We start from the raw sequence: 22,572 nt of genomic DNA, 5'->3' as shown, positions 1-22,572 counted from the left end.
CCAAGCGGACGATGCGCCACAAGACCGTGCGCCGGGCGGAACGTCATCACATTGTCGCAATAGTCTACACGGCCGGCGCTCTAGGTTCGGCGAGCGGATGACTGAACGGGTATCCGAAAAAGTCCGGCTTGGGGCTTTCGGTACCGACCGCGTGCAGCCCCTTGTTGACGTTCCGCGCGAAGCTGGAGACGGCGCTCTTGAAGCCCACCGGCAAGGGCACCGACGCACCGATTTGCTTGACCTTACGTCAGTTCGCCGGTCACGCCCGCCGAACTCTTTGCATAGCTAACGCGGACCGCATGGTCCGCGCGCTTCTCGACGGTTTCGGTCTAGTGCGACCTGTATGACCCCACAGATCGGCTTCTCGCGCCTCACTTTACCGGTGCGAACGAGAACAGCTCGGTTTTCAGCGATGCGGGTGCGCCGGGCTTGAACCAGTTGGTGTCCTGGATGTGGCTGGCGGTGACGTAGATGCGGCCGTCCGCGCCTTCCGAGAAGGTGTCGGGCCAGCGCAGGCGGGCGTCGGTCAGCACCGGCTCGACATGATCGCCGACCAGCCGGGTGATGCCGTTGGTCACCGGCGACGTCAGGTAGAGCGTGCCTGCCTTGCTCATCCACAGGCCGTCGGCGACGTGCGTCTGCGCCACCGTCTTCACGCCGGCCGCACGCGTCGCCTCGCTGACGCCTTCGCGCAGCAGGGCGGTGTCGATCGAGTAGAGCGTCTTGCCGGTAAGCGCCTGGTAATAGAGCGTCTTGCCGTCGTTGGAGATCGCGACGCCGTCCGCGGCAAAGGCGGGCTGGCGACCATCGGGACGAACCAGCGGCTTGCCGTCGGTCATCACCTTCACGGTCTTGTCGATCTGCGTCGAGCCATGGCCGTCGAGCGCGCGCAGGCCCTTGCCGGTTTCGAGGTCGAGGACGATGATCGCGCCGCGGCTCCCGGAATCGGTGATGTAGCCGGTTTTGCCGTCGGGCGAGAAGCGGATGTCGTTGAGGTAGGTGCCCTGCAACGCGACGTCGAGCGGCACCTTGATGACCTTGGTCACGCGGTTGGTGGCGAGGTCGACCTTAACCAGCTTGGGTGCGCCTTCGAGGATCTTTTCGTTGCCGGGCGCACCGGGATCGAGCACCCAGAGGTTGCCGTGGCCGTCGGGGACGATCGACTGCACGCAGACGAAATAGTCGCCGACCGGCATTTCGTTCGACTTCGCGTTGCGCCAGCTGTTCCACTTGGCGTCCGGATAGGCCTTGAGCGAGCCGTCCTTCATCACTTCGGCGACGGAGATCGGCGCGTCGTCGGTCCAGCGCGGGAAGTTGACGAAGCGGCGGCCATCGGCGGTGACCGCGACGCCGGTCGCCTGGTGATCGAACTGCGCGACCTGGGTAAGCGGACGGCCGCTGGTCTGGCCTGCGGTCTGCGCGCTGGCGACCCCGATCGCCGCGGCGGCAACGACGGCGATCGCGGCAGCGCCGGCGAGGAAGGGCTTGGTCTTGGACATGGTCAGGCTCCGGTCAATGGTGTCGGACAGGTCGGCAGGATTGCCGGTGAAAAGCTGGATGAGATGGCGCGCGACCGCATCGGGGGCTTCGCGCTGGATGAAATGGCCGACGCCGTTGAGCGTGACGACCGCGAACGGGCCGGTGAACTTGGCCGGCACCGCCGTGCTCGCCGATGGCGGGTTCACGCCGTCGACCGCGCCCTGGAAATACATCGTCGGCAGCGCGAGCGTCTTGGTCGCCTTGACCTTGTCCTCGAGCCACTGGCTGCGCGGATCGGGTTCTGCTTCGTTCCAGCGCGCCCGGTAGCTGTGCAGCGTGACGTCGACCCAGTCGGGGTTCTCGAAGGACCGTGCGACACGGGCGAAGGTCGCCTCGTCAAACCAGCCGGAGGGCGACCAGTTGCGCCAGTGGATGTGCGCGAAACCCTTGTGGTCGTCGCGCACCGCCTGTGCCCCGCGCGCGGTCGCCATGAACCAGTGATACCATTGGCGCTGCGCCTGCTCGAACGGCGGCGTCGGCATGCCGCCGAGACGCGGCGGGGTCGCGAGCATCGCCATCCGCTCGACGCGGTCGGGCCAGCCGACCGCGAGCGCTTCCGCGGTGTTCGAGCCCCAGTCGTGCCCGGCGATCATGAATGTCTCGATCCCGAGCCCGTCCATCAGCGCGATCATGTCCATTGCCAGGATCGCGCTGTTCCCGGAGCGTGGCGCATCGCGCACGAACCGCGTGTCGCCAAACCCGCGCAAGGTCGGGACGATGGTCCGCAACCCGGCCGCGTTGAGCGCGGGAACGACATCGTCCCAGGTCGATGCGTCGTCCGGCCAGCCGTGAATCAGCAGCACCGGCCGGCCATCGCGCGGTCGGGTATCGGCATAGGCGAGTTCGAGATCGTCGGTCGTCTGGATCGGCATGATGGTCCTTGTCGGATCGGGGTCGGATCGGGGTCGGATCGGGGTCGGATCGGGGGTCGGGCTCGCGGTGGCGGCACGCGGGGCAGGGCCGCCGCGGAGGGTCATGGTATCGAAACAGTCTCGCAAGGCTGCTGTTCCGGCGGCTAAGCCAATGATTCGCAAAGATGATCGGCCGACCCGACGGGGTGGGCCAAATTGCGATCCCCGCGTTGTGGGCGGCAGAACTTCCGGGGCGAAACCATGGATCCAGGTATGGCGCAGTCACGACGAGCGGCCGGCGCGGTCGCAGGCGGGCTCGTGGCCGGGCTGCGCATCATTGCGCTCTTGGTGGCGGGCGATCGCAGGAGCGGCGAGCTGTCCGATCGGGAAACACAGCGTGAACCACGCCGTATTCGGGCTGGTCACGACGCTGGGTGCGAAGCTCGCGATCCGGCGCTGAAAGGAAGTGTCGTCAAGACGTGACGGCGTGCCTGTGCGACACACCGTCACGCCGGACGTTCAGCCCGCCGCGTCGACCTGCGTCAGGTAGGCGGCATATCCGTTGGCTTCCATGTCGGCGCGCGGGACGAACCGCAGCGACGCGGAGTTGATGCAGTAGCGCAGGCCCCCCTTGTCCTGCGGGCCATCTTCGAACACGTGGCCGAGATGGCTGTCGGCGCCTGCCGAACGGATCTCGGTGCGGACCATGCCGTGGCTGCGATCGTGCAGTTCGGCGACGTGCTCGGGCATGATCGGCTTGGTGAAGCTCGGCCAGCCGCAATGCGAATCGAACTTGTCCGCGGACGCGAACAGCGGCTCGCCCGAGACGATGTCGACGTAGAGACCGGGCTCGCGCGTGTTGAGATATTCGCCCGTGCCCGGCCGCTCGGTGCCGCTCTGCTGCGTGACGTGGAACTGCTCGGGGGTGAGATTGGCGATCGCTTCGTCGGTCTTCTTGTAGTCGGTCATGCTGATCCTCTCGCGCTCAGGAGAGCGCCGGTTGGCCGTTCGAGGCGGACAGGCCGCCGTCTACCGGCAGGTTGACCCCGATTATATAGTGCGCGTTTGCGCTAGCCAAAAACGCGATGGCGCCGGCGATGTCCTCGGGCGGCTGGCGGCGACCCTTGCGAGGCTGTCCGCGTCCTTGTCGCCGAGCACCAGCGTCGCGCCTTTTGCGGCAAAGCGACGTGCGGCCCGTTCGCCGATGCCCGATGCGGCACCGGTTATCACTATGACCTTACCATCAAATCTCGTCGATCCATGTCCTCAAACTTTGGGAGATACCGCGATGAACGACCGGCACACGTACCGGTTTCCAAGCAAAACCAAGGAGATCGCCGGCGGGCTGGCATGGCGGACCCTGGCTGGCCCCGCGCGCGTTGATGCGTTCGAACCTGCTTTCCCGGAGATCATCATGCTCGCATCCTTCCTGATGGGCCTTGTTGGTGGCCAGCGCGCGATGACGCCGCTCGCCACGGTCGCCATCGCAGCGGCGCGCAACGAATTGCCCGCCGACAATGGTGCGCCCAAGCTGTTGTCGCATCCCCTCGTCGCGGCGGGTGCGCTGGCGCTCGCGATCGGCGAGATGGCAGGCGACAAGCAGAAGACCGCGCCCGACCGGATCGTCGCGATCGGGCTGGCCGCGCGCTTCATCACGTCGGCGATCGCGGGCGCGTCGCTTGTCCCGCGGCGGCAACGGTGGATCGGTGCCGCGGTCGGCGGACTGACCGCGGTGGCGGCATCCTATCCCGGCTGGCGCGCGCGGATGGCGGCGATGGCGCAATACGGCCAGACGCCGACGGGGTTCGTCGAGGATGCCGCGGTCCTTGCGGGGGCGGCGGCGATCGCGCGCAACGCGGGGTCTCTCCGCGCGGCCTGACGTCGGAGGCGTATTCCGGGCGGGCGGAAAAGCTGCCATGCGCCGGCGATGATCCGTATCTCGCTCACTACGCTCGCCTTCGTGCTGCTTTCGTCCGGCCGTGCGGTCGCGCAAATGACCGTTGCGCCTGCCGGTCAACCGGCTGACATCGTCGTCACCGGGCGCGGGCTTGCGAACGCGCCCGGCGATCGTGCGTACGACATCGTCACGATCGACCGCGACCGGATCCAGGCGAATGCGAGCAACCGGCTGGAAAGCGTGCTGGCCGATGTCGCTGGGCTGCAGCAATTCCGCCGGTCGGATTCGCGCAGTGCCAATCCGACCAGCCAGGGAATTTCGCTGCGGGGCATCGGCGGCAACGCGTCCAGTCGCGCGCTACTGGTGTTCGACGGCGTACCGCAGGCGGATCCGTTCGGCGGCTGGGTTGCGTTTCCGGCCTATGCGACGGGGCGTCTCGGGCGCATCCGCGTCACGCGCGGTGGCGGAAGCGGGTACCAGGGGCCGGGGGCGCTGGCCGGGACGGTCGAGCTTGAGAGTGCGACGCCGGACCGGGCAACGCCGCTCCAGGGCAGCGTTGCGTATGGCAGCCGGGATTCAGTCGATGCGCAGGGGTCGGCAGCCCTGGTGCGCGAGTCGGGGTTTGCGACCGTGTCGGGCGCGTATGCCCGTGGCGACGGCTTTACGCCGACAGTCGAAGAAAGCCGAGGGATCGTCGATCGCGCTGCGCCGTACGAGCAGGCGTCGGGGGCGTTGCGGACCGTGATCGGGATCGGTGCGAAGACCGAAGTGCAGATGAATGCGAGCGCGTTCACCGATCGGCGCGACCGGGGGAGCGACTTTACCGATAATACAAGCGAGGGCGCGGATGCGAGCGTCCGGCTGATCGGGCGCGGGCGCTGGGGCTATTCGGCGCTGGCGTATCTGCAGACGCGGGCGTTCGCGAGCAGCTTCAACAGCATCAATGCGCCGCGGACGACCGCGATCCAGTCGCTGAACCAGTATAATACGCCGGCGACCGGGATGGGCGGGCGCATCGAGATCGCTCCGCCGCTGGGGGAGAATATCACGCTCAGGCTGGGTGCGGATGTTCGCGATGTCCGCGGCAAGACGCAGGAGCTCTATACGTTCGTGTCCGCGGTGCCGACGCGGCGGCGCGAGGCTGGCGGTAGTACGACGACGACCGGTATGTTCGCGGATGGGAGCCTGGTGGCGGGCGACTTTACGGTCAGCCTTGGCGGGCGGGTCGACTGGTGGTCGATCGATGGCGGCTATCTGACCGAACGGCCGCTGGCGGGCGGGGCGGCATTGACCAACCTGCGCTATGCGGATCGCGACGGCAGCGAGACGACGGGGCGGGCGGGCGTGGCGTACCAGCCGGTCGAGGCGATCACGCTGCGCGCGGCTGGGTATCGCGGATGGCGGTTGCCGACGCTCAACGAGCTGTATCGGCCGTTCCGTGTCGGCAATGATGCGACCGCGGCCAATGCACTGCTGTCGCCGGAACGGCTGACGGGGGTCGAGGGTGGTGTCACGCTGGCACCGGCGCCGGGGATGAGCATCGCCGCGACCTATTTCTACAACCGGCTGAAGGATGCCGTGGCGAACGTCACGACGACCAGTCCATCGCAGGTGCTGCCGGGGGTGACCACCTACCGTGTCCGCCAGAATCTCGACGCGATCCGCGCGCAGGGGTTCGAGCTGGATGCGGCGTATCGGCCCGGTCCGATCGGTGTGCAGGCGTCATGGTCGCATACGAGTTCGACGGTCGAGGGTTCGGGGATCACCGCCGCGTTGGACGGCTTGCGACCGGCGCAGACGCCGCGCGACCAGGTGTCGGGGACGGTCGACTGGCGGCGCGAGGCGGCGGCGGTGTCGCTGACGGTGCGGCATATCGGGCGACAGTATGACGACGACCAGAACACGCGGGTGCTCGCTCCGGCGACGACGCTGGATGCGTATGCGGCGTTACCGATCACGCGCTCGCTGGTCGCTGAACTGCGCGGGGAGAATCTGTTCGACGAGCGCGTCGAGGCAGGGATCAGCGGCGCGACCATCGTCGAGCGCGCGACCCCGCGGACGATCTGGGTGGGGCTGCGGTACGGGCTCCGGTAAGATTCATTTCGCCCCGCCAAGGAAACGAAGATAGCGTGTTTCCCCCGCGAAGGCGGGGACCCAGTCTGGGCTCCCGCCTTCGCGGGAGAGCAAGGAAGGGAACGCGTCGTCCTGACCAACACGCCACCACCCCGGCGAAGGCCGGGGCCCAGTTGGCAAGGTCGCAGTAACGAGGGGCAGCGCTCCCTTAGCGACGTTTCCCAACTGGGCCCCGGCCTGCGCCGGGGTGGTGCTATGGATGGTCAGCCTGCTTACCCCAGCGCCCCCTTGCGGGTCGATGCTCCTTATCCCCCGCGTTGACCCGTGCCTGGCGCGCGACTAATGCCGCCCTCGTGAAGGGTTCCCGGCGACGGGATCAAAAGGGAAGTCGGTGCGCGGAGATCCGCAAGACCGGCGCTGTACCCGCAACTGTGACCGGATAGCGGCCACCCCGAATATGCCACTGGGTTTCGACCTGGGAAGGCGGGGTGGACGCGGCGACCCGGAAGCCAGGAGACCTGCCTCTCACGGTCGATCCACTGCGCGGGCGGGTGTCCGGCGCGGACGAGTGCTCCGGCATAGCCGGGTTTCCTCGAGCGAGAGACGTCTGGCCGCGCTGCGAATGGTCGCAGGCGGTTCTGGTTAGGACGTGCCTGATGACGAAGTTCTTCCTTCTCCTGGGCGCCGCGATGATCGTGGCACCGGCGAATGCCCAGACGATCCCCGATAGCGATGCCTCCGACATCGTCGTCACCGCGACCCGCGCGGCGCAACCGCTGAGCGAGATCGGCCAAGCCGTGACCGTGATCGACCGCGCCGAGATCGAGCGCCGGCAAACCACCGTGGTGTCCGACCTGCTCGCGACCACGCCCGGCGTCACCGTCACGCGCAACGGCACGGTCGGTGCGCTGACCAGCGTCCGCATCCGCGGCGCCGAGGCGGACCAGACGCTCGTCGTGATCGACGGCGTGCGCGTCAACGATCCGTCGTCGACCGGCGGCGGCTTCAACTTCGGCAACCTCCTGTCGAGCTCGGTCGAGCGGATCGAGGTGTTGCGCGGGCCGAACTCGGTGCCGTGGGGCAGCCAGGCGATCGGCGGCGTCGTCAACATCATCACCGCCGCGCCGACCGAAGGCGTCCAGGCGCGCGCCAACGCCGAATATGGCTATGCCGACGGCGTGTTCGCCAGCGCCGGCGTCTCGGGCAAGTCGGGGCCGGTGTCGGGATCGCTGACCGGCGGATATCTGCGCACCGACGGCATCTCGTCGGCGGCCAGCGGCACCGAGCGCGACGGCTATCGTCAATATGGCGCGACCGGGCGGCTCGGCGTCGAGTTCGCGCCGGGCATCGGCCTCGACCTGCGCGGCTATTTCGCGGACAGCCGTGTCGACATCGACGATGGTTTCGACCCGGAGACGTACGTGGTGGCGGACAGCCCCGCATATGGCACGACGCAGGAGGTGTACGGCTATGCCGGGCTGCATGCGAACCTGGCCGACGGCCGGTTCAACAATCGCGTGGCGTTCACGATCGCCGACATCAACCGCGACAACTTCTCCAACCCCGGCGGCGACATATCGTTCATCGGTCGCGGCCGCAGCGAGCGCTATGAGTACCAAGGCGACTTCCGCCCGATCGACCGGGTGCGCGTGGTCGCAGGCGTCGAGCGCGAGAACAGCCGTTTCAACGACGGCACTACCTTCGCGGATACCGGCATCACCAGTGTGTACGGCCAGCTGATCGTCAAGCCGCTCGACATTCTCACCGTCACCGGCGGCATCCGCAACGACGATCACGACGATTTTGGCAGCCACACGACGGTCGGCGCGAACGCTGCACTTGCCCTCAACGCTGGCACCACTTTCCGCGCCAGCTACGGCGAGGGCTTCAAGGCACCGACCTTGTACCAGCTCTTCTCCGACTACGGGAATTCCTTCCTCGCTCCGGAGACCGCGCGCAACTTCGACGTCGGCGTCGAACAGGCGTTTCTCGGTAACCGGGCACGCGTCGGCGTCACCTATTTCAATCGCCGCACGCGCAACCAGATCGACTTTCGCGATTGCAGCCCGGCCGAGCTGGCGACGCGCGACTCGATCTGCGCCAACCGTCCGTTCGGCGTCTACGACAATGTTGCGCGGGCCGAAGCGGAGGGCGTCGAGTTTACGCTCGCGTTGCGCCCGGTCGACGCGCTGACGCTGACGGCAAACTACAGCTATATCGACACCGAGAACCGTTCGATCGGCGACAATTTCGGCAATGATCTCGCGCGGCGCCCCAAGCAGACCGCGAGCGTCGATGCCGATTACCGGTTCGGGTTCGGCCTGTCCGTCGGCGGCACCGTGACGATGGTCGGTGACAGCTTCGACGACGCCGGCAATACCACGCGGCTCGACGGCTATGCGCTCGCCGGGGTTCGTGCGGAGCTGCCGATCGGCGAGCGGTTCGCGGTCTATGGCCGTGTCGATAACCTGACCGACGCGCGATACGAGACGATCGCCGGCTACGGCAATTACGGCCGCGCGGCCTATGGCGGCGTGCGGTTGCGCCTGAAGTGAGCCGGGCGGCGATCCTCCTCGCGCTCCTGCTCGGAGGCTGTGCCAGGCCCCCGAGTCTGGCGGCGAGCGGGGGCGGGGGGATCGTCTCGACCAATCCGTGCGTGGATGCGGTGCTGATCCGCATCCTGCCGCCCGCGCGGATCGCCGCGATCAGCCATTATTCGCAAGACCCGTCCGCGACCTCGATCCCTATCGCCGTCGCCCACCGGTTTCGCGGGATCGCCGGGACCGCGGAGGAGGTGATCGCGCTCCATCCCGATCTGGTCATCGCCAGCACCTATACGCCGCCCGCGACGCAAGCGGCTTACGCGCGGGCCGGGCTGAAGACGCTGCTGGTCGGCATCCCCGACTCGATTGCGGAAAGCCAGGCGCAGGTCACGCAGATCGCCGAGGCCGCGGGAGCGCCGATGGGTGGCGCACGGATCAACGCCGAGATCGACCGCGCGGTGGCACGCTGGAGCCGCAAGGACAGCGCTTCGCCAAGCGCGTTGCTCTATATCAGCGGCGATCTCGCGACCGGGGGAAGCACGTTGCTGAACGACATGATGACGCGCGTCGGCTTCCGCAACGCGGCCGCGACCTACGGCCTGACGCATACCGGCACGCTGTCCGCCGAGACGATCGTGACGCAGCCGCCCGCCGTCGTGATCGCCTCCGAACGCGCCGGCCGCGGCACCGCGTTGCGCCACCGTTTGTTGCCGCGCACGCCGCAAGCCGTCTTCTCGCGCGTGCTGATCAATTGCGGCGGGCCGACGATCCCGCCTGCTCTCGAACGCCTCGCCGCGATCCGGGCGGGGCTGTGATGCGACATGCACGCCACTTAGGCGTAGGCGGGGGTCCAATTGGAATGGCCAAAATAATTGCGCGCTGCCCACTGTCGCAAGTGTTCCCCAATTGGGCCCCGGCCTCCGCCGGGGTGGTGGCGTTCGGCATGCTTCGGGACGCATTATGATGACCCGCTTGCTCAAACTCATCGCGCTTGGCCTGCTTGTAGTCCTCCTGTTCGGGCTGTCGCTCGGCTGTGGGAAAGTCTGGGTGCCGGCCTCCGCCTGGTTCTCCAGCGATCCGCGCTGGTGGATCATCCTCGAACTGCGCCTGCCCCGCGCGGTACTCGGGCTCGCGCTCGGCGCGACGCTCGGGCTGTCGGGGGCGGTGCTGCAAGGGTATCTCCGCAACCCGCTCGCCGACCCCGCGGTCGTCGGCGTGTCGTCGGTCGCAGCGCTTGCGGCGGTGGCGGCGATCGTGTTCGGTTTGGGCTCCGGCCCCGCGATCTTCGTCGCCGCGATGCTGGGCGCGGGCGGCGCGGTCGCGTTGCTCGCCGCGCTGACATGGCGGTCGCCGAGCGCGATCACGTTCATCCTCGCGGGCACGGTGCTGTCGAGCCTTGCCGGTGCGCTCACCGCGTTCCTGATTTCGATCGCGCCGAACCCCTATGCGGTCGCAGAGGTGATCGACTGGATCATGGGCGCGCTGACCGATCGCGGCTGGGACGACGTGACGCTTGCCCTGCCGCCAATGCTTGCCGGCGCGGTGTTGCTGTTGCTGACCGGCCGGTCGCTCGACGCACTGGCGTTGGGCGAGGCGGCGGCGCGGTCGCTCGGGATACGGATGGGCCGCGTGCGGTTGCTGGTGGTGCTCGGCACCGGGCTCGTCGTCGGCGCGGGCGTCGCGGTGACCGGCGTGATCGGCTTTGTCGGGCTGGTCGTGCCACACCTACTGCGACCAATCTTCGGGCATCGCCCGAGCGCGTTGCTGCTGCCCTCCGCGCTCGGTGGTGCAGCGCTGGTCCTCGCTGCGGACAGCCTTGTCCGTCTCGCACCCGGTGCGGGCGAAGTCCGGCTCGGCGTGGCGATGGCGATGATCGGCGCGCCGTTCTTCCTCGTCTTGCTGGTCAGGGAACGGGGCCGCGCATGGATCTGATCATCGCGGCGCTGGGCGTGACGCTCGGCAAGCGCATTGTCCTGAGCGACGTGTCCGCGCATCTCCGCCCCGGCCGCGTCACCGCGATCCTCGGCCCGAACGGCGCGGGCAAGAGCACGCTCGTCAAGGCCGCCGCCGCGCTCGTCGACCGCAGCACCGGCAGCGTCCGGCTCGACGCGCAGGACGTCGCGCGAATGGACCCGCGCGCCCGAGCCCGCGCGATCGGTTATCTTCCGCAGGACGCGACGGTGCATTGGAACATCGTCTCGCGCGATGTCGTCGCGCTCGGTCGCCTGCCGCATCTCGGCGCGCATGCCGCCCCGTCGGTTGCCGACTACGCGGCGGTGGAGCAGGCGATGCACGATACCGAGACGCTCCATCTCGCGGATCGCCCGGTCGGCGAACTCTCCGGCGGCGAACGCGCGCGCGTCTTGCTCGCGCGCGTGCTGGCAGGCGAACCGCGCTGGTTGCTCGCCGACGAACCGCTCGCAAGCCTCGACCCCGCGCACCAGATCGACCTGCTCACCCGCCTGCGCAGCTATGCGCTCGGCGGGGCAGGGGTGGCGATCGTCCTCCACGACCTCGTCCAGGCGCAGCGCGCGGCCGACGACGCGCTGCTGATCGCGGATGGCCGGGTCGTCGCATTCGGGCCGGTGGCCGAAGTCATGACCGCGGACACGCTCGGCCGCGTGTTCGGCGTCCGCGTGGCGCACCTCGACGACGGTGTTCGCCGCCTGCTCGTTCCAGTCGGGCGCGCCGGTTCATTCGACGGCGACGCGGCATAGACGGTCGACGCGCCCGGCCGGGGGCACTATCCCGCGCCGGGTGATCGACATTCCCGCTCCCCTCCGCCTGCGCCTCGACGGCGACGCCCTCGTCCAGAACTGGCGCACGCTCGATCGCATGAGCGGCACCGCCGCGTGCGGCGCGGCGGTCAAGGCGAACGGCTACGGGCTTGGCGCGATCGACGTCGCGCGTCGCCTCGCCGACGCCGGCTGCCGCGATTTCTTCGTCTCGAACTGGCAGGAGGCCGCCGAACTCGCGCCGCTGGGCCTGACCGTGTCGGTCCTCCACGGTGTCCGCGAGGAGGACATGCCCGCCGCGGCCGCCGGCTTCGCCCGCCCGGTCCTGAACACCCCCACCCAGGTCGCGCGCTGGAAGGCGGCGGGCGGCGGGGCGTGCGACGTCATGGTCGACACCGGCATGAACCGCCTTGGCATTTCGGCGGACGATATCGCGGGCGGCCTGCTCGATGGACTCGCAATCGAAACGCTGATGAGTCACCTGGCCTGCGCCGACGAGGACTCGCCGATGAACGAAGCGCAACGCGACCGCTTCGCCGCGCTCGTCGGGCGGACGGCGGCGAGGCGGATGAGTCTGGCCAACTCGGCGGGCATCGCGCTCAAGGGGTATGCGTTCGACCTGACCCGTCCGGGGTTGGCGCTGTATGGCGGTGTTCCCCGTGCAGGGCTGGCGGATGCGATCGAGTCCGTAGTCACGATCGAAGCGCAGATCCTCCAGCGCCGCCGCGTATCTGTGGGGCAAACGGTCGGCTATAACGCGACCTGGACCGCGACGGCGGACACCGACGTGGCGATCCTCAATCTAGGCTATGCCGACGGCTATTTCCGCGGATTTTCGAACTGCGGAACCGCATTGGCAGGCGGCATCGCGATTCCCGTAATCGGCCGCGTATCGATGGATCTCGTCGCCATCGACGTGACGAGCGTGCCGACGATGCAAGAAGGCACATGGCTCGCGCTGGATTTCGCCTTGCCCGAAGCGGCCGCGCTATCGGGGATGTCGCAATATGAACTGCTGACAGGTCTCGGCGCGCGCTTCGATCGCCATTGGGACTGACCAAAAGGTCCAAAAAAAAAGGCCGCCAAAAAGGCGGCCCAAGGTTTTTCTGTAATTCTACCGTTTAGAACTTGAACTCTGCGCCGGCATAAAAGAACCGACCCGTATTCGGATAGATCGCATCGCTACCCGTCCCCGTCAATTCGTACGGCGGCAACTCGTTGGTGAGATTGTCGACACCGAAGAAGAAGCGATACTTGTCGTTCGCGCGAAGGTTGATGCGGGCATTGTGATACACGATCGGATCATAATACACGAATGGCCGCGCGTCGGGATTAAGTGCGGGGCGCCCCTGTGATGCGAAGAAGGTTTCGTACACCAGACCCGAAACGATCTGCTTGCCGACGTACCGCGCATTGTAGGACAGCTCGATCGGGCCCGAATGAACCGCGGCATTGAAGGCACCTTGCCAACGTGGATCACCCAATGTGCTATCCAGACGATCGTACCGGTTCGGCTCGGTGATGTAGGCGTAATTCAGGCGATCCATGACGTAGCTGACTTGGAAGCGGAAATTCACGCCCCAGTTTTCGCTGAAGTCACGAGCGTAGCTGGCATCGAAATCAATACCGCGTGTCTTGAGTTGTGCGAAATTGAATGGCTGGTTGATGAAGCCGATACCGTTGCCCGTGGTCGGGAACGTGAACTGCGCCTGGTCGATCGTTCGCGAGGTCTGGCCGTTGAAGGTCAGGTTGGTCGTTGGTTCCCCGGTTGTGCGGCGGAAGACGGCGGCGCAGAACGTATTGTCGATACCGTTCGTGTCGTCATAGCAACGGTTGATGATCGCCTGTCCGGTCAGGCCGGAGATGACGTTCTTCACGCGGATGTTATAATATTCGACCTTGAGGCTCAGACCCGGAACCTGATGCGGGGTGTAGATAGTGCCAACCGTAAAGCTGTAGCCAATTTCAGGGGTCAGGCCGAGATTGCCCTGATTGACGCCGGCGACACCTGAAGGCGACTGGTTCGTCCAGGGACGAACCAGTTGTGCGCCGGACTGTGGGTCGGCAAACGTGATCGTCGTCGGAATACCGGCCGCGGCGCAGTTTGCGGCGCGGTTGGGATTGGCGGTGATGTTGTTGCCCGAGTTGGTCCCGCCGGGCTGATCGCACGGATCGGTCAACCCGTTGACGAACGTCGTAGCCGCGGTTGCGTACAGATTGGACAGGTTCGGCGCCCGGACCGACCGTGCCAACGTGCCACGGAATCGCAGGTCGCGGAATGGTGCCCAGATACCGCCTGCGTTCCACGCAACGACCGAACCGGTATTGCCGCCGTAATCGGAAACGCGTCCGGCGCCCTCGATCGTCAGTTCGTGAATGAAGGGAATGTTCGCGAGCAACGGCACGCGAAGTTCGCCGAACAGTTCCTTGATGTTGACCGATGGTGGATCGAACGTCGAGGCGGGGTTGAGGAAGGTCGCGCCCGATGCCGTAACCGGATCCTGTCCCGAGAACGCGTCCTCGCGGCGATATTCGCCACCGAAGGCAAAGCCGACGGGGCCGCCAGGCAGGCTGAACAGGCCAGATGAGTCGCCGGACAATGATGCCGTTACGTCGATTTCTTCGGCCCATTGATCCCGGGTCGACGTGTAGAGCGTGTAGCCAAGCGCGCGGCTGTCATAGCGGTTGGCGCCGAACAGGTTCAGTGGGACGCAGTTGGCATCATCGTTCGTCGTGTTGGCATCGGCATTGACGCCGCAAACCACACGTTGGCCGGCTGCGTTCTGCACGAAGTTGCTGCCGGTATAATTGGCGGGTGCGACAACGGCATTGATAGCGCGCCCGTAATTGGCAAGCAGGACGTTGCCGCCTGTCCGGTAATGGTTTTCGGTGCGACCATAGTTTCCGGCGACTTCGTAGTGCAGGTTGCCGGTCTTGCTGATGTCACCCTCGACACCGATCACGCCACGATAGGTTTCGCGATTGTGAAATTCCGCACGCGTGCCGAAGTCGTTGTTGAAGCGGTTCAGCGTGAAGCTCGTAGCGCCTGGTGCCAGGATCGACGACAGCGTTGCCCGATTTGCGGCCGACAGGAACGGGTTGTTGACGCTGAACGTGGACGACAGTGTACCGCCAGTGAAGGTCGGCTGGGTCGACTGCTGCTCGACATCCACCTTGACGTAAGTCGCCTCGATGAACGGCTTGAATGCCGGCGAGAAGTTGCCGCTCAGATTGATGTTGGCAACATAGCGCTCGTTCTTGGGGAGCAGCATGGCATCCTCGACACCGGTGGCGCCGAAGCCGCCCAGTACGCCGCCGCCGATCGAGCGAAGGTCGGTGATGTTGCTGTCGCGTGCGAGCGAACCATCGGGCTGGAAAACATAGGTATAGGCGATCGGACCACCGGTCGGCGACAATTGCCCCGTGCAGACATTGGTTCGCTGCGCGAGGTTCGCCGCTGTTGCCGTGGTGGGGCACGACGTGATGACGCTGCCACCGGTCGAGCGATTGCTGAACACGCTGCCGCGCGGAACGAACGCCGTATTCGGTACGCCGTCAAAATTGCGATTGGGAGCAGACGTGGTTTGCGACGTGATGAAGGCCGGGGTCCCGCTGAAGGCGCCAAGATAGTCGCGATCCTGATAGAAGACCGAGTTCGCACGGGAATATTCGCCGGAAGCGGTAAGATTGATCTTCCCGTCGAAGAAATTGTGGCCGGCAACGGCGCTGAGCAGGTACGTGCCGCGGTCGCCATAGGACGTCACGCCGCCTTGTCCGCGAAGTTTCAGACCTTCGTAATCCTTGCGCAGACGGAAGTTGACGACGCCTGCGATCGCGTCGGATCCGTAAATCGCTGAGTTGCCACCAGTGACGAGGTCGACCGACTCCACGAGATCGTAGGGAATCGTGTTGACGTCAGGCGTATAGCTGCCGGGGACGGCGGTCACGATGCGGCGTCCGTTGACCAAGGTCAGCGTGCGCGCTGTACCCAGGCCGCGCAGATCGAGGAGGTTGAGACCAGCGGTGCCGATGCTCCCCGTCGAGTTTGCCTGGCTGAACGTCGAGCGAAGCTGCGGCAATTGGTTGAGCGCGTCGCCCAGCGAAACGTCGCCGCGCGTCCCGAGCAACTGTGCTGCCGTGATCGTCGTAACCGGTACGGCAGCGTCGATCTTCCGGCTGACACGGATTCTCGAGCCCGTGACGGTGATTTCATCGTCGGCCGCTGCGGTCTGGTCCGTGACGTCGGACGACCCAAGCTGGTCCCGCGCAGACGGCGGTGGCGTGGTCGCGGCGTCCGGCTGAGTCGGTCCATAGGGCGTTTCGACGCTGTTCGTCTGCGTTTGCGCGACCGCAAGGCCGGGTACGAAAAACAAGGTACCGGCGAGCGCAGTCGCGCTCGCTAAGCGAGAAATCACCATTAATTACCCCCGTTTACAGGTCTTTATGACGCTGAACGGGTCTACGGTGCCGCCAAACCTCGCAGTCGCGCAATGATTAATGGCTGATTAATAAATTTTCTGTCACTTTACTATGTTGCTGTAACATTCCCGCAACATAAGGACAGTTTCCCTACCTTTCCAGACACATGGCGATACCCATGCCGCCGCCGATGCACAAAGTGGCAAGTCCACGCTTCGAATCGCGCTTCTGCATCTCGTAGATCAGCGTTGTCAGGACGCGGGCACCGCTTGCGCCGATCGGGTGGCCGATCGCGATCGCGCCGCCGTTGACGTTGACCTTCGATGCGTCCCAGCCGAGTTCCTTGCCGACCGACAAGGCCTGGGCGGCGAAGGCTTCGTTGGCCTCGATCAGGTCGAGGTCGGCGAGCGTCCAACCGGCCTTGTCCAGCGCGCGTCTGGTCGCGGGGACGGGGCCGATGCCCATAATCGACGGGTCGACACCGGCCGAGGCCCAACTCCTGATCGTCGCGAGGATGGTCGAGCCGCGGCGTTCGGCTTCGTCGCGGCGCATCATGACAAGCGCGGCGGCGCCGTCGTTGAGACCACTGGCGTTTGCTGCGGTGACGGTGCCGTCCTTCTTGAACGCCGGTTTCACGCCCGAGACGCTCTCGATCGTCGCGCCGGCGCGGATATATTCGTCGTCGGCGACCACGGTGTCGCCCTTGCGGCCCTTGATCGTGACGGGGGCGATCTCGTCCTTGAACCTCCCTGAGCCGCGCGCGGCCTCGGCCTTGTTCTGCGAGGCGACCGAGAAGGCGTCCTGTTCGCCGCGCGTGACCTGGTATTGCTCCGCCAGATTCTCGGCGGTGATACCCATGTGATAGCCGTTGAAGACATCGGTCAGGCCGTCGCTGACCATCGTGTCGACGAGGCTGAGATTGCCCATCTTCTGGCCGCCGCGGATCGATTGCGCGTGCGCGGAGAGTGACATCGATTCCTGGCCGCCCGCGACGACGATGGTCGCATCGCCGGTCTGGATCGCCTGTGCGGCGAGCGCGACGGCGCGCAGGCCGGAACCGCAGACCTGGTTGACGCCCCAGGCCGGAATTTCCTTGGGGACGCCGGCCGCCATCGAGGCCTGGCGCGCGGGGTTCTGCCCTTGCGCGGCGGTGAGGACCTGGCCGAGGATGACTTCGGAGACGTCCTCGCCCGCGACGCCGGCCTGTTCGAGCGCAGCCTCGATCGCGATGCGGCCGAGTTCGTGCGCTGGGGTTGACGCGAAGGCGCCCAGGAAGCTGCCGACCGGGGTGCGCTTGGCGGCGGTGATGACGACGTCGTTGGGGTTCAGGTCGGTCATGTCGGGATCCTCTGTGGTTGGATCCCATGTAGGTCAGTCGAGCGCGGCGATCCAGTTGGCGAGCGGTTCCCAGAGGCGCGGGCGGGCGGAGCGCCCGACGATCATGCCGACATGACCTGCGCCGAGATCGCGGCGGTCGGCGAATCCGATCGCGGTGGCGGCGGGAACGATACGGTCGCTGATCGAGACGAACTCGAGCGTCGGGCAGGCGAGGGCGAGCGGATCGACCTGGGCGCCGGCGATGATCCAGCCGCCGGTGCCGGGCAGGTCGTTGGCGAGACAGTCCTCGAACAGCGAGGCTGCGGCCGCATAGGGGAGGGGGGCACCGGCGTTAGCCCAATCCTCGAGCCGGACGAATGCGAGCGCCGCGGCGCTGTCGGGGGCGAGGTCGGCGAACGCTTCGTATTTGGCGATCGTGCGTGCCGGGTCGAGTTGCCAGAAGCCGGCTTGCAGAACTTCCATCGGGAGCAGGCCGAGCAGCGCGGCAGCGGGCTGTACTGCGGCCCAGGTCGCGGCGAGTTTGGGCCGGTCCTCGCCGTAACCGGCGAAGTGCCAGGGTGCGGCAATCGTCGCGACCCCGGCGACGGGGGTGATCGCGGCGGCGCCCAGTGCGAGTGTCCCGCCCAGGCAATAGCCGACCAGCACGGGCGGTTCGGGGAGGGCCCGAAGCAGCGGGACCAGCAGACGTTCGACATGCGCCGCCAGATCGAGATCGCGGTCTTCGCTACCGGGCGATCCCCAATCGACCAGCCAGCTATGAAACCCTTGCGCGGCGGTCCACTGCACCAGCGAAGACTGAGGCGTGTGATCGAGGATCTCGGGGGGGTTTATCAACGACGGCACGAACACGACGGGGCGACCTTCGCCGCCGTAATCGCGTAGCGAGACCCGGCCGGCACGGTGGGTCGCGGGTTTCGGATCGGCCGGTTTCTCTCGTACAGCCGCCTGATACGCGCGCAGTCCCGCTAGCGCGCGGGCCATCCGATCGGGCGATGCTGCGGTCTCGCTGCGCAACACGTCGAGGAACAGGGGTAAGGGTCTCGGGCCTTGTTGCGGTGCGTCATCAAAGACTGTAGCCTCCGTTTCAAACATAAGACGGGGGATCCATGAAGAAGCAACCGGCTGCCGACGGAATCGTCATTATCAAGAAATACGCCAACCGGCGGCTCTATAACACCGAGTCGTCATCCTACATCACGCTCGATCATCTCGCGACGATGACTCGCGAGGGCCGCGACTTCAAGGTGGTCGATGCGAAGACCGACGAGGACATCACGCACAACGTCCTCACGCAGATCATCATGGAGGAGGAGAGCCGCGGCGAGACGATGATGCCGGTAAACTTCCTGCGCCAGCTGATCTCGATGTACGGCGATTCGATGCAGACGATGGTGCCGGGGTATCTGGAGGCGTCGATGGACAGCTTCCGTCGCAACCACGACCAGTTCAAGTCCGCGGTCGAGGGCGCGTTCGCGAACTCCCCGTTTGCCGACATCGCCAAGCGCAACCTCGCGATGTTCGATGTCGCGGCGCAGGCGATGACGCCCGCCGCGGCGGCCCCCGCACCCGCCAGCAAGGACGACGAGATCGCGGCGCTGCGCACCGAACTCGCCAAGTTGCAGGAAAAGGTCGAGAAGCTCGGCTGAGCGATGGGTCCGGTGTTGTGGAGTGCGAGCGGCGCGCTGGCCGCACTGGCCGTCGTCGCGGGGCTGGGCGAGCGCCGCAGGCGACGTCGGCGCGATCCGGACTCGGTCGGTTGGGTCGACTGGCCGACCGTCCAGATGCTCGCGCTGATCGGATTGGCCGTCACGGTCGGGCTGGCATTCAAGACCTGAACGGCGCGCGCGCCTGATCAGTAAAAGGTCTTCAGCGTCATGGTTCGCGTCGTGCCGTCGCACAGTCCGAGCGTGACGACACGGCCGGGCATGCCTGCCGTCCATGACGCAATCGGACTGGTCGCATAGCCGCTGGTGACGCGTGTCCCGTCGATCGCGCAGATCAGGTCGCCGTCCTTCCAGCCGGAGGCTGCCGCAGGCCCGCCGCGCATGACGTGGAGGACCTTCAGCCGTTCCTTCTCGATGCCGATGAGCAAGCCACTGGTCGAGCGCGGCGGCGGCAGGTCGGCCTTGGGACCGCGGCTCAGCACCATCCGCCGCGCGCCGGGATCGAGCAGCACGCGGTAATTCTGGAGGAAGCCAGATCCGATCCGGCCTGCAGTACCGATCGCCTGCGAGAATCCATTTGCCGGCTCGATGCGAACCTCGGCTTCGCGCGCGACCATCTCGCCGACATGGATTTCGGGGACGATCGCGAGGCCGCTCACCGCCGGGCCGGCGAGCCCGAACGAGATCGCGCTGGTCGTGCGCAAGGCGGTCAGGTTCGCGGCTTTCCAGCCCGCCGCCGTGACGGTGATCGACGAGCCGTCGCCGGTATCGACCACGATCGGCGCTAGGCGTCGGCCACCCAGCGCGAGCGCGCTTTCGTAGACGCTGCGTTCGGTGGAAACGCGCAGCGGTGCGCTCTCGCCTTTGAACGGGAGACGGCCGGAGCGGAGCAGGCGGAAACGCTTGGCGGCGTAATCGATGTCGAGCGCGTGGCCAGCGAGCATGTCGGCGCCGACCAGCAGGTCGACCGCGGAGGCGCTGCCGGTGGCGATCGCGGGCAGGTCGGCGACCGTCACGCCGCCGCCGGTCCGGGCGAGGCCACCGAGCGCCACCGAGCGCGTCGGCATCCACCCGAGCGCGACCGATCCGCCAATCGCGGTCGCGCTGCCGCCGGCGACCAGCTTGGCGGGATCGACCGCGGGGGACGCCTTGGCGAGCAAGGTGTAGCTGACGCCGGTGTCGAGGATCGCGGTGATCGCGCGGCCGTCGAGCTGCATCTGGAAGCGGATCTGGTTGCCGGGGGTGAGGTCGAACGGGATCCATCGCGCTTCGGCGTCGGTGGCGAGATGGTAGACGCCGCGGTCGCGTGCCGCGGGGGAAATGGCCGCGGGGGAGATGGCCGCGGCTGGCGCTGCCGGCTCGCGTGCGGAGACGATCAGGACCGCGAGCAGCGGGACGAGTGTGAGCAGGGCGCGACGCATGTGGCGTTGTCCCTAGCGGGTCGCGGACGGCGTACAAGCGGGGGCTTCGCCGAACCGGGGGCCAGACCGGATGAGATCGATGCGTCAGCCTTCCCCAGCCGGACAGGATCGATGCCGCGCCGCGCTTCATCTCGATCCGATCCTGCCAATCCGATCGCGAGCATCCCCGTTCTCCCGCGAAAGCGGGAGCCCAGGGTCACGGGCGGGGGCATTCGTGGCTTCTGGACCCCCGCGTTCGCGGGGGAACGGTAGAAGAGAGGACGAACCTGCCGAAGCTAGCCCTGTGAAACCGGCAGGATGAAACGAGGCCCAAGCAGAGCGATCCGAGCCGCGCGCAACGTGCGCAAAGTTGACCACCCCGGCGGAGGCCGGGGCCCAGTTGGGGGACCGTGATAAAAGCGGACAACGTTTCGTTATTGCCACCTTTCCAACTGGGCCCCGGCCTCCGCCGGGGTGGTTGCCTCCGCCGGGGTGGTGCCCCTCGCTGGATCGTGTCCGACTAGAGATGCCCCTACAGGCACGCTTCCAGATACGCCTGGTCGAACCCGAATTGTTTCGCCTTCTCCAGCGTATACGGCCGCAACCCCATCGAGCGGTATTCGCCCACGATCTTGCCGTCCGCACTTTCGTCCAGATATTCGAACTTGAACAGTTCCTGCGTGACGATCACCGGGCCCTCCATCCCGATCACCTCGGTGATGTTGGTCACCCGGCGCGAGCCGTCGCGCAGGCGCTTGACCTGGATGATCAGCTCGACCGAGTCCGCGATCTGCCGAGAGATGGCTTCCTTCGGTACCTTGATGTCCGACATCATCACCATGTTCTCCATGCGCGCGAGCGCCTCGCGCGGGGAGTTGGCGTGGAGCGTGCACATCGAGCCGTCGTGACCCGTGTTCATGGCCGCGAGCATGTCGAAACACTCGGAGCCACGAATTTCGCCCAGGATGATCCGGTCCGGCCGCATACGCAGCGCGTTCTTCACGAGATCGCGGATGCTGATCTCGCCCTGGCCCTCGAGATTGGCCGGCCGCGTTTCGAGCGGCAGCCAGTGCGGCTGTTGCAGGCGAAGTTCGGCCGCATCCTCGATCGTCAGCACGCGCTCGCCGGGGTCGATCATCTTCGACAGCGCGTTGAGCATCGTCGTCTTGCCCGAGCCGGTACCGCCCGAGATCACGACGTTGAAGCGTGACGCGCCTGCGATCTTCAGCGCGGTTGCCATCTTGGGGCTCATGCTGCCGAACCCCGCCATCATGTCGAGCGTGATTGGTTTCGCCGAAAACTTACGGATCGAGATCGCGGTGCCGCGCAACGACAGCGGCGGGACGATCACGTTGACGCGTGAGCCGTCCTTCAGGCGCGCATCGGCGAGCGGCGAGGTCTGGTCGACGCGGCGGCCGACCGAATTGACGATGCGTTGCGCGATCTGGAACAGATGCTCCTCGTCGCGGAACTGGATGGGCGCGAGTTCGAGCTTGCCCTTGCGCTCGACATAGGTCTGGTCGGGGCCGTTCACCATGATGTCGGTGATGTTCGGATCCGCCAGCAATTCCTCAAGCGGCCCGAGCCCGAGCAGCTCGTCGACCAGCACCTTTTCCAGCGCGAACTGTTCGCGGCGGTTGAGCGTCAGCTTCAGCTCGGCGAGCACCTCGCCGATGATCGGGCGGAATTCCTCGGCCAGTTCGTCCTTGTCGAGCGTTGCCGCCGCTTCCGGATCGACGCGTTCGAGCAGGCGCGGGAGGACCTGTTCCTTGATCTTGTGGATCGACTGTTCGAACCCCTCGACGCGGCTGTTACCGGCCTCGCCGCTGGCGTTCTGGCGATCGGAGAGGCGCTGCATGGCGTCCATCTGCGTGGCGGCCATCATGCCGGACCCGAAGCCCTCGGTCTCGCCGGGCATCGGCAGCGAATCGATCGGCGGAAATTGCGCGCCGCCTTCGGGTTCGGCGCGCGCGACGGGACTGCTGCCCGGCATCGAGCTTCCCTGCATCGGACGCGCGACGCCGAATGCGGGACGGGCCGACTGCCCCCCGCTGATGCCATTACGACGCCCGAATGCGCTCATGCCTGTATCCCTGGATGAATGCCGACCGGG

General features: G+C 66.6%; 17 protein-coding genes, 2 pseudogenes and 1 riboswitch. Of the genes and pseudogenes, 9 read left to right on the top strand and 10 right to left on the bottom strand.

The genetic code is table 11. The features are described from left to right. Nucleotides 1-371: 371 nt before the first annotated feature. The 5 genes and pseudogenes from HMP09_RS08610 to HMP09_RS18660 all read right to left on the bottom strand — a co-directional run. Nucleotides 372-2,411, bottom strand: coding sequence for an L-dopachrome tautomerase-related protein (locus HMP09_RS08610; protein ID WP_176500018.1), 2,040 nt, complete (start codon nt 2,409-2,411; stop codon nt 372-374). Between the two features lie 261 nt (nt 2,412-2,672). Further along, nucleotides 2,673-2,816, bottom strand: coding sequence for a hypothetical protein (locus tag HMP09_RS08605; protein WP_176500017.1), 144 nt, complete (start codon nt 2,814-2,816; stop codon nt 2,673-2,675). A gap of 93 nt (nt 2,817-2,909) precedes the next feature. Further along, nucleotides 2,910-3,359, bottom strand: coding sequence for a peptide-methionine (R)-S-oxide reductase MsrB (msrB, locus tag HMP09_RS08600; protein ID WP_176500016.1), 450 nt, complete (start codon nt 3,357-3,359; stop codon nt 2,910-2,912). A 16-nt stretch (nt 3,360-3,375) separates the two neighbouring features. After that, nucleotides 3,376-3,513, bottom strand: a pseudogene (locus HMP09_RS18390) (SDR family oxidoreductase); the annotation flags it as partial. 41 nt (nt 3,514-3,554) lie between these two features. Continuing rightward, nucleotides 3,555-3,620 (bottom strand): annotated as a pseudogene (locus tag HMP09_RS18660) (hypothetical protein); the annotation flags it as partial. A gap of 58 nt (nt 3,621-3,678) precedes the next feature. On the opposite strand from HMP09_RS18660, the gene HMP09_RS08590 reads away from it, so the two are divergent. The 7 genes from HMP09_RS08590 (at nt 3,679) to alr (ending at nt 12,695) form a co-directional block, all read left to right on the top strand. After that, nucleotides 3,679-4,269 (top strand): DUF4126 domain-containing protein, encoded by a 591-nt coding sequence (locus HMP09_RS08590; protein ID WP_232090815.1) that lies wholly within the window; start codon nt 3,679-3,681, stop codon nt 4,267-4,269. A 48-nt stretch (nt 4,270-4,317) separates the two neighbouring features. After that, entirely contained in the window at nt 4,318-6,381 is a 2,064-nt protein-coding gene (locus tag HMP09_RS08585) for a TonB-dependent receptor (protein ID WP_176500015.1), read from the top strand. Between the two features lie 320 nt (nt 6,382-6,701). Beyond that, nucleotides 6,702-6,900, top strand: a riboswitch (cobalamin riboswitch). Nucleotides 6,901-7,016: 116 nt separating this feature from the next. Further along, nucleotides 7,017-8,915, top strand: coding sequence for a TonB-dependent receptor plug domain-containing protein (locus HMP09_RS08580; RefSeq protein WP_176500014.1), 1,899 nt, complete (start codon nt 7,017-7,019; stop codon nt 8,913-8,915). Then, nucleotides 8,912-9,718: an ABC transporter substrate-binding protein gene (locus tag HMP09_RS08575; RefSeq protein WP_176500013.1), complete on the top strand. Its 807-nt coding sequence runs from the start codon at nt 8,912-8,914 to the stop codon at nt 9,716-9,718. The genes HMP09_RS08580 and HMP09_RS08575 overlap by 4 nt, the downstream gene beginning before the upstream one ends. A 148-nt stretch (nt 9,719-9,866) precedes the next feature. Next, complete coding sequence (locus tag HMP09_RS08570; protein ID WP_176500012.1) at nt 9,867-10,835, top strand: FecCD family ABC transporter permease; 969 nt, start codon at nt 9,867-9,869, stop codon at nt 10,833-10,835. Next, a complete protein-coding gene (locus HMP09_RS08565; RefSeq protein WP_176500011.1) occupies nt 10,826-11,620 on the top strand; it encodes an ABC transporter ATP-binding protein in 795 nt (264 codons plus the stop codon). The genes HMP09_RS08570 and HMP09_RS08565 overlap by 10 nt, the downstream gene beginning before the upstream one ends. A 49-nt stretch (nt 11,621-11,669) precedes the next feature. After that, nucleotides 11,670-12,695: an alanine racemase gene (alr, locus tag HMP09_RS08560; RefSeq protein WP_176501670.1), complete on the top strand. Its 1,026-nt coding sequence runs from the start codon at nt 11,670-11,672 to the stop codon at nt 12,693-12,695. A 64-nt stretch (nt 12,696-12,759) separates the two neighbouring features. Here alr and HMP09_RS08555 read toward each other — a convergent pair whose 3' ends face one another. The 3 genes from HMP09_RS08555 to HMP09_RS08545 all read right to left on the bottom strand — a co-directional run bounded on the left by HMP09_RS08555 (nt 12,760) and on the right by HMP09_RS08545 (nt 18,376). After that, nucleotides 12,760-16,056: a TonB-dependent receptor domain-containing protein gene (locus HMP09_RS08555; protein ID WP_232090813.1), complete on the bottom strand. Its 3,297-nt coding sequence runs from the start codon at nt 16,054-16,056 to the stop codon at nt 12,760-12,762. A gap of 151 nt (nt 16,057-16,207) precedes the next feature. After that, nucleotides 16,208-17,395 (bottom strand): acetyl-CoA C-acetyltransferase, encoded by a 1,188-nt coding sequence (locus HMP09_RS08550; RefSeq protein ID WP_176500009.1) that lies wholly within the window; start codon nt 17,393-17,395, stop codon nt 16,208-16,210. A gap of 33 nt (nt 17,396-17,428) precedes the next feature. Continuing rightward, a complete protein-coding gene (locus tag HMP09_RS08545) occupies nt 17,429-18,376 on the bottom strand; it encodes an alpha/beta fold hydrolase (RefSeq protein ID WP_232090811.1) in 948 nt (315 codons plus the stop codon). Nucleotides 18,377-18,501: 125 nt separating this feature from the next. On the opposite strand from HMP09_RS08545, the gene phaR reads away from it, so the two are divergent. Together phaR and HMP09_RS08535 are read left to right on the top strand one after the other, a co-directional pair. Beyond that, nucleotides 18,502-19,041, top strand: coding sequence for a polyhydroxyalkanoate synthesis repressor PhaR (phaR, locus tag HMP09_RS08540; RefSeq protein WP_176500007.1), 540 nt, complete (start codon nt 18,502-18,504; stop codon nt 19,039-19,041). Between the two features lie 3 nt (nt 19,042-19,044). After that, a complete protein-coding gene (locus HMP09_RS08535; RefSeq protein WP_176500006.1) occupies nt 19,045-19,230 on the top strand; it encodes a hypothetical protein in 186 nt (61 codons plus the stop codon). Between the two features lie 17 nt (nt 19,231-19,247). Here the strand turns inward: HMP09_RS08535 and HMP09_RS08530 are convergent, their stop codons facing one another. Next, nucleotides 19,248-20,480 (bottom strand): PDZ domain-containing protein, encoded by a 1,233-nt coding sequence (locus HMP09_RS08530; RefSeq protein WP_176500005.1) that lies wholly within the window; start codon nt 20,478-20,480, stop codon nt 19,248-19,250. Nucleotides 20,481-20,991: 511 nt separating this feature from the next. Then, entirely contained in the window at nt 20,992-22,542 is a 1,551-nt protein-coding gene (locus tag HMP09_RS08525; protein ID WP_176500004.1) for a CpaF family protein, read from the bottom strand. Between the last annotated feature and the right edge of the window lie 30 nt (nt 22,543-22,572).

Origin of the sequence: Sphingomonas sp. HMP9, assembly GCF_013374115.1 — a bacterium.
In the GTDB taxonomy this organism is placed as follows: Bacteria; Pseudomonadota; Alphaproteobacteria; order Sphingomonadales; family Sphingomonadaceae; genus Sphingomonas.
Note: the sequence above shows the minus strand (reverse complement) of the source record. Positions and strands in the feature narration are given on the sequence as shown.

Coding starts and splice junctions, on each gene's coding strand:
- HMP09_RS08590 (WP_232090815.1), top strand. CDS start 3,679: ATGAACGACCGGCACACGTACCGGTTTCCAAGCAAAACCAAGGAGATC.
- HMP09_RS08535 (WP_176500006.1), top strand. CDS start 19,045: ATGGGTCCGGTGTTGTGGAGTGCGAGCGGCGCGCTGGCCGCACTGGCC.
- phaR (WP_176500007.1), top strand. CDS start 18,502: ATGAAGAAGCAACCGGCTGCCGACGGAATCGTCATTATCAAGAAATAC.
- HMP09_RS08585 (WP_176500015.1), top strand. CDS start 4,318: ATGATCCGTATCTCGCTCACTACGCTCGCCTTCGTGCTGCTTTCGTCC.
- HMP09_RS08565 (WP_176500011.1), top strand. CDS start 10,826: ATGGATCTGATCATCGCGGCGCTGGGCGTGACGCTCGGCAAGCGCATT.
- HMP09_RS08530 (WP_176500005.1), bottom strand. CDS start 20,480: ATGCGTCGCGCCCTGCTCACACTCGTCCCGCTGCTCGCGGTCCTGATC.
- HMP09_RS08545 (WP_232090811.1), bottom strand. CDS start 18,376: ATGGCCCGCGCGCTAGCGGGACTGCGCGCGTATCAGGCGGCTGTACGA.
- HMP09_RS08550 (WP_176500009.1), bottom strand. CDS start 17,395: ATGACCGACCTGAACCCCAACGACGTCGTCATCACCGCCGCCAAGCGC.
- HMP09_RS08570 (WP_176500012.1), top strand. CDS start 9,867: ATGACCCGCTTGCTCAAACTCATCGCGCTTGGCCTGCTTGTAGTCCTC.
- HMP09_RS08580 (WP_176500014.1), top strand. CDS start 7,017: ATGACGAAGTTCTTCCTTCTCCTGGGCGCCGCGATGATCGTGGCACCG.
- HMP09_RS08555 (WP_232090813.1), bottom strand. CDS start 16,056: ATGGTGATTTCTCGCTTAGCGAGCGCGACTGCGCTCGCCGGTACCTTG.
- HMP09_RS08525 (WP_176500004.1), bottom strand. CDS start 22,542: ATGAGCGCATTCGGGCGTCGTAATGGCATCAGCGGGGGGCAGTCGGCC.
- HMP09_RS08610 (WP_176500018.1), bottom strand. CDS start 2,411: ATGCCGATCCAGACGACCGACGATCTCGAACTCGCCTATGCCGATACC.
- msrB (WP_176500016.1), bottom strand. CDS start 3,359: ATGACCGACTACAAGAAGACCGACGAAGCGATCGCCAATCTCACCCCC.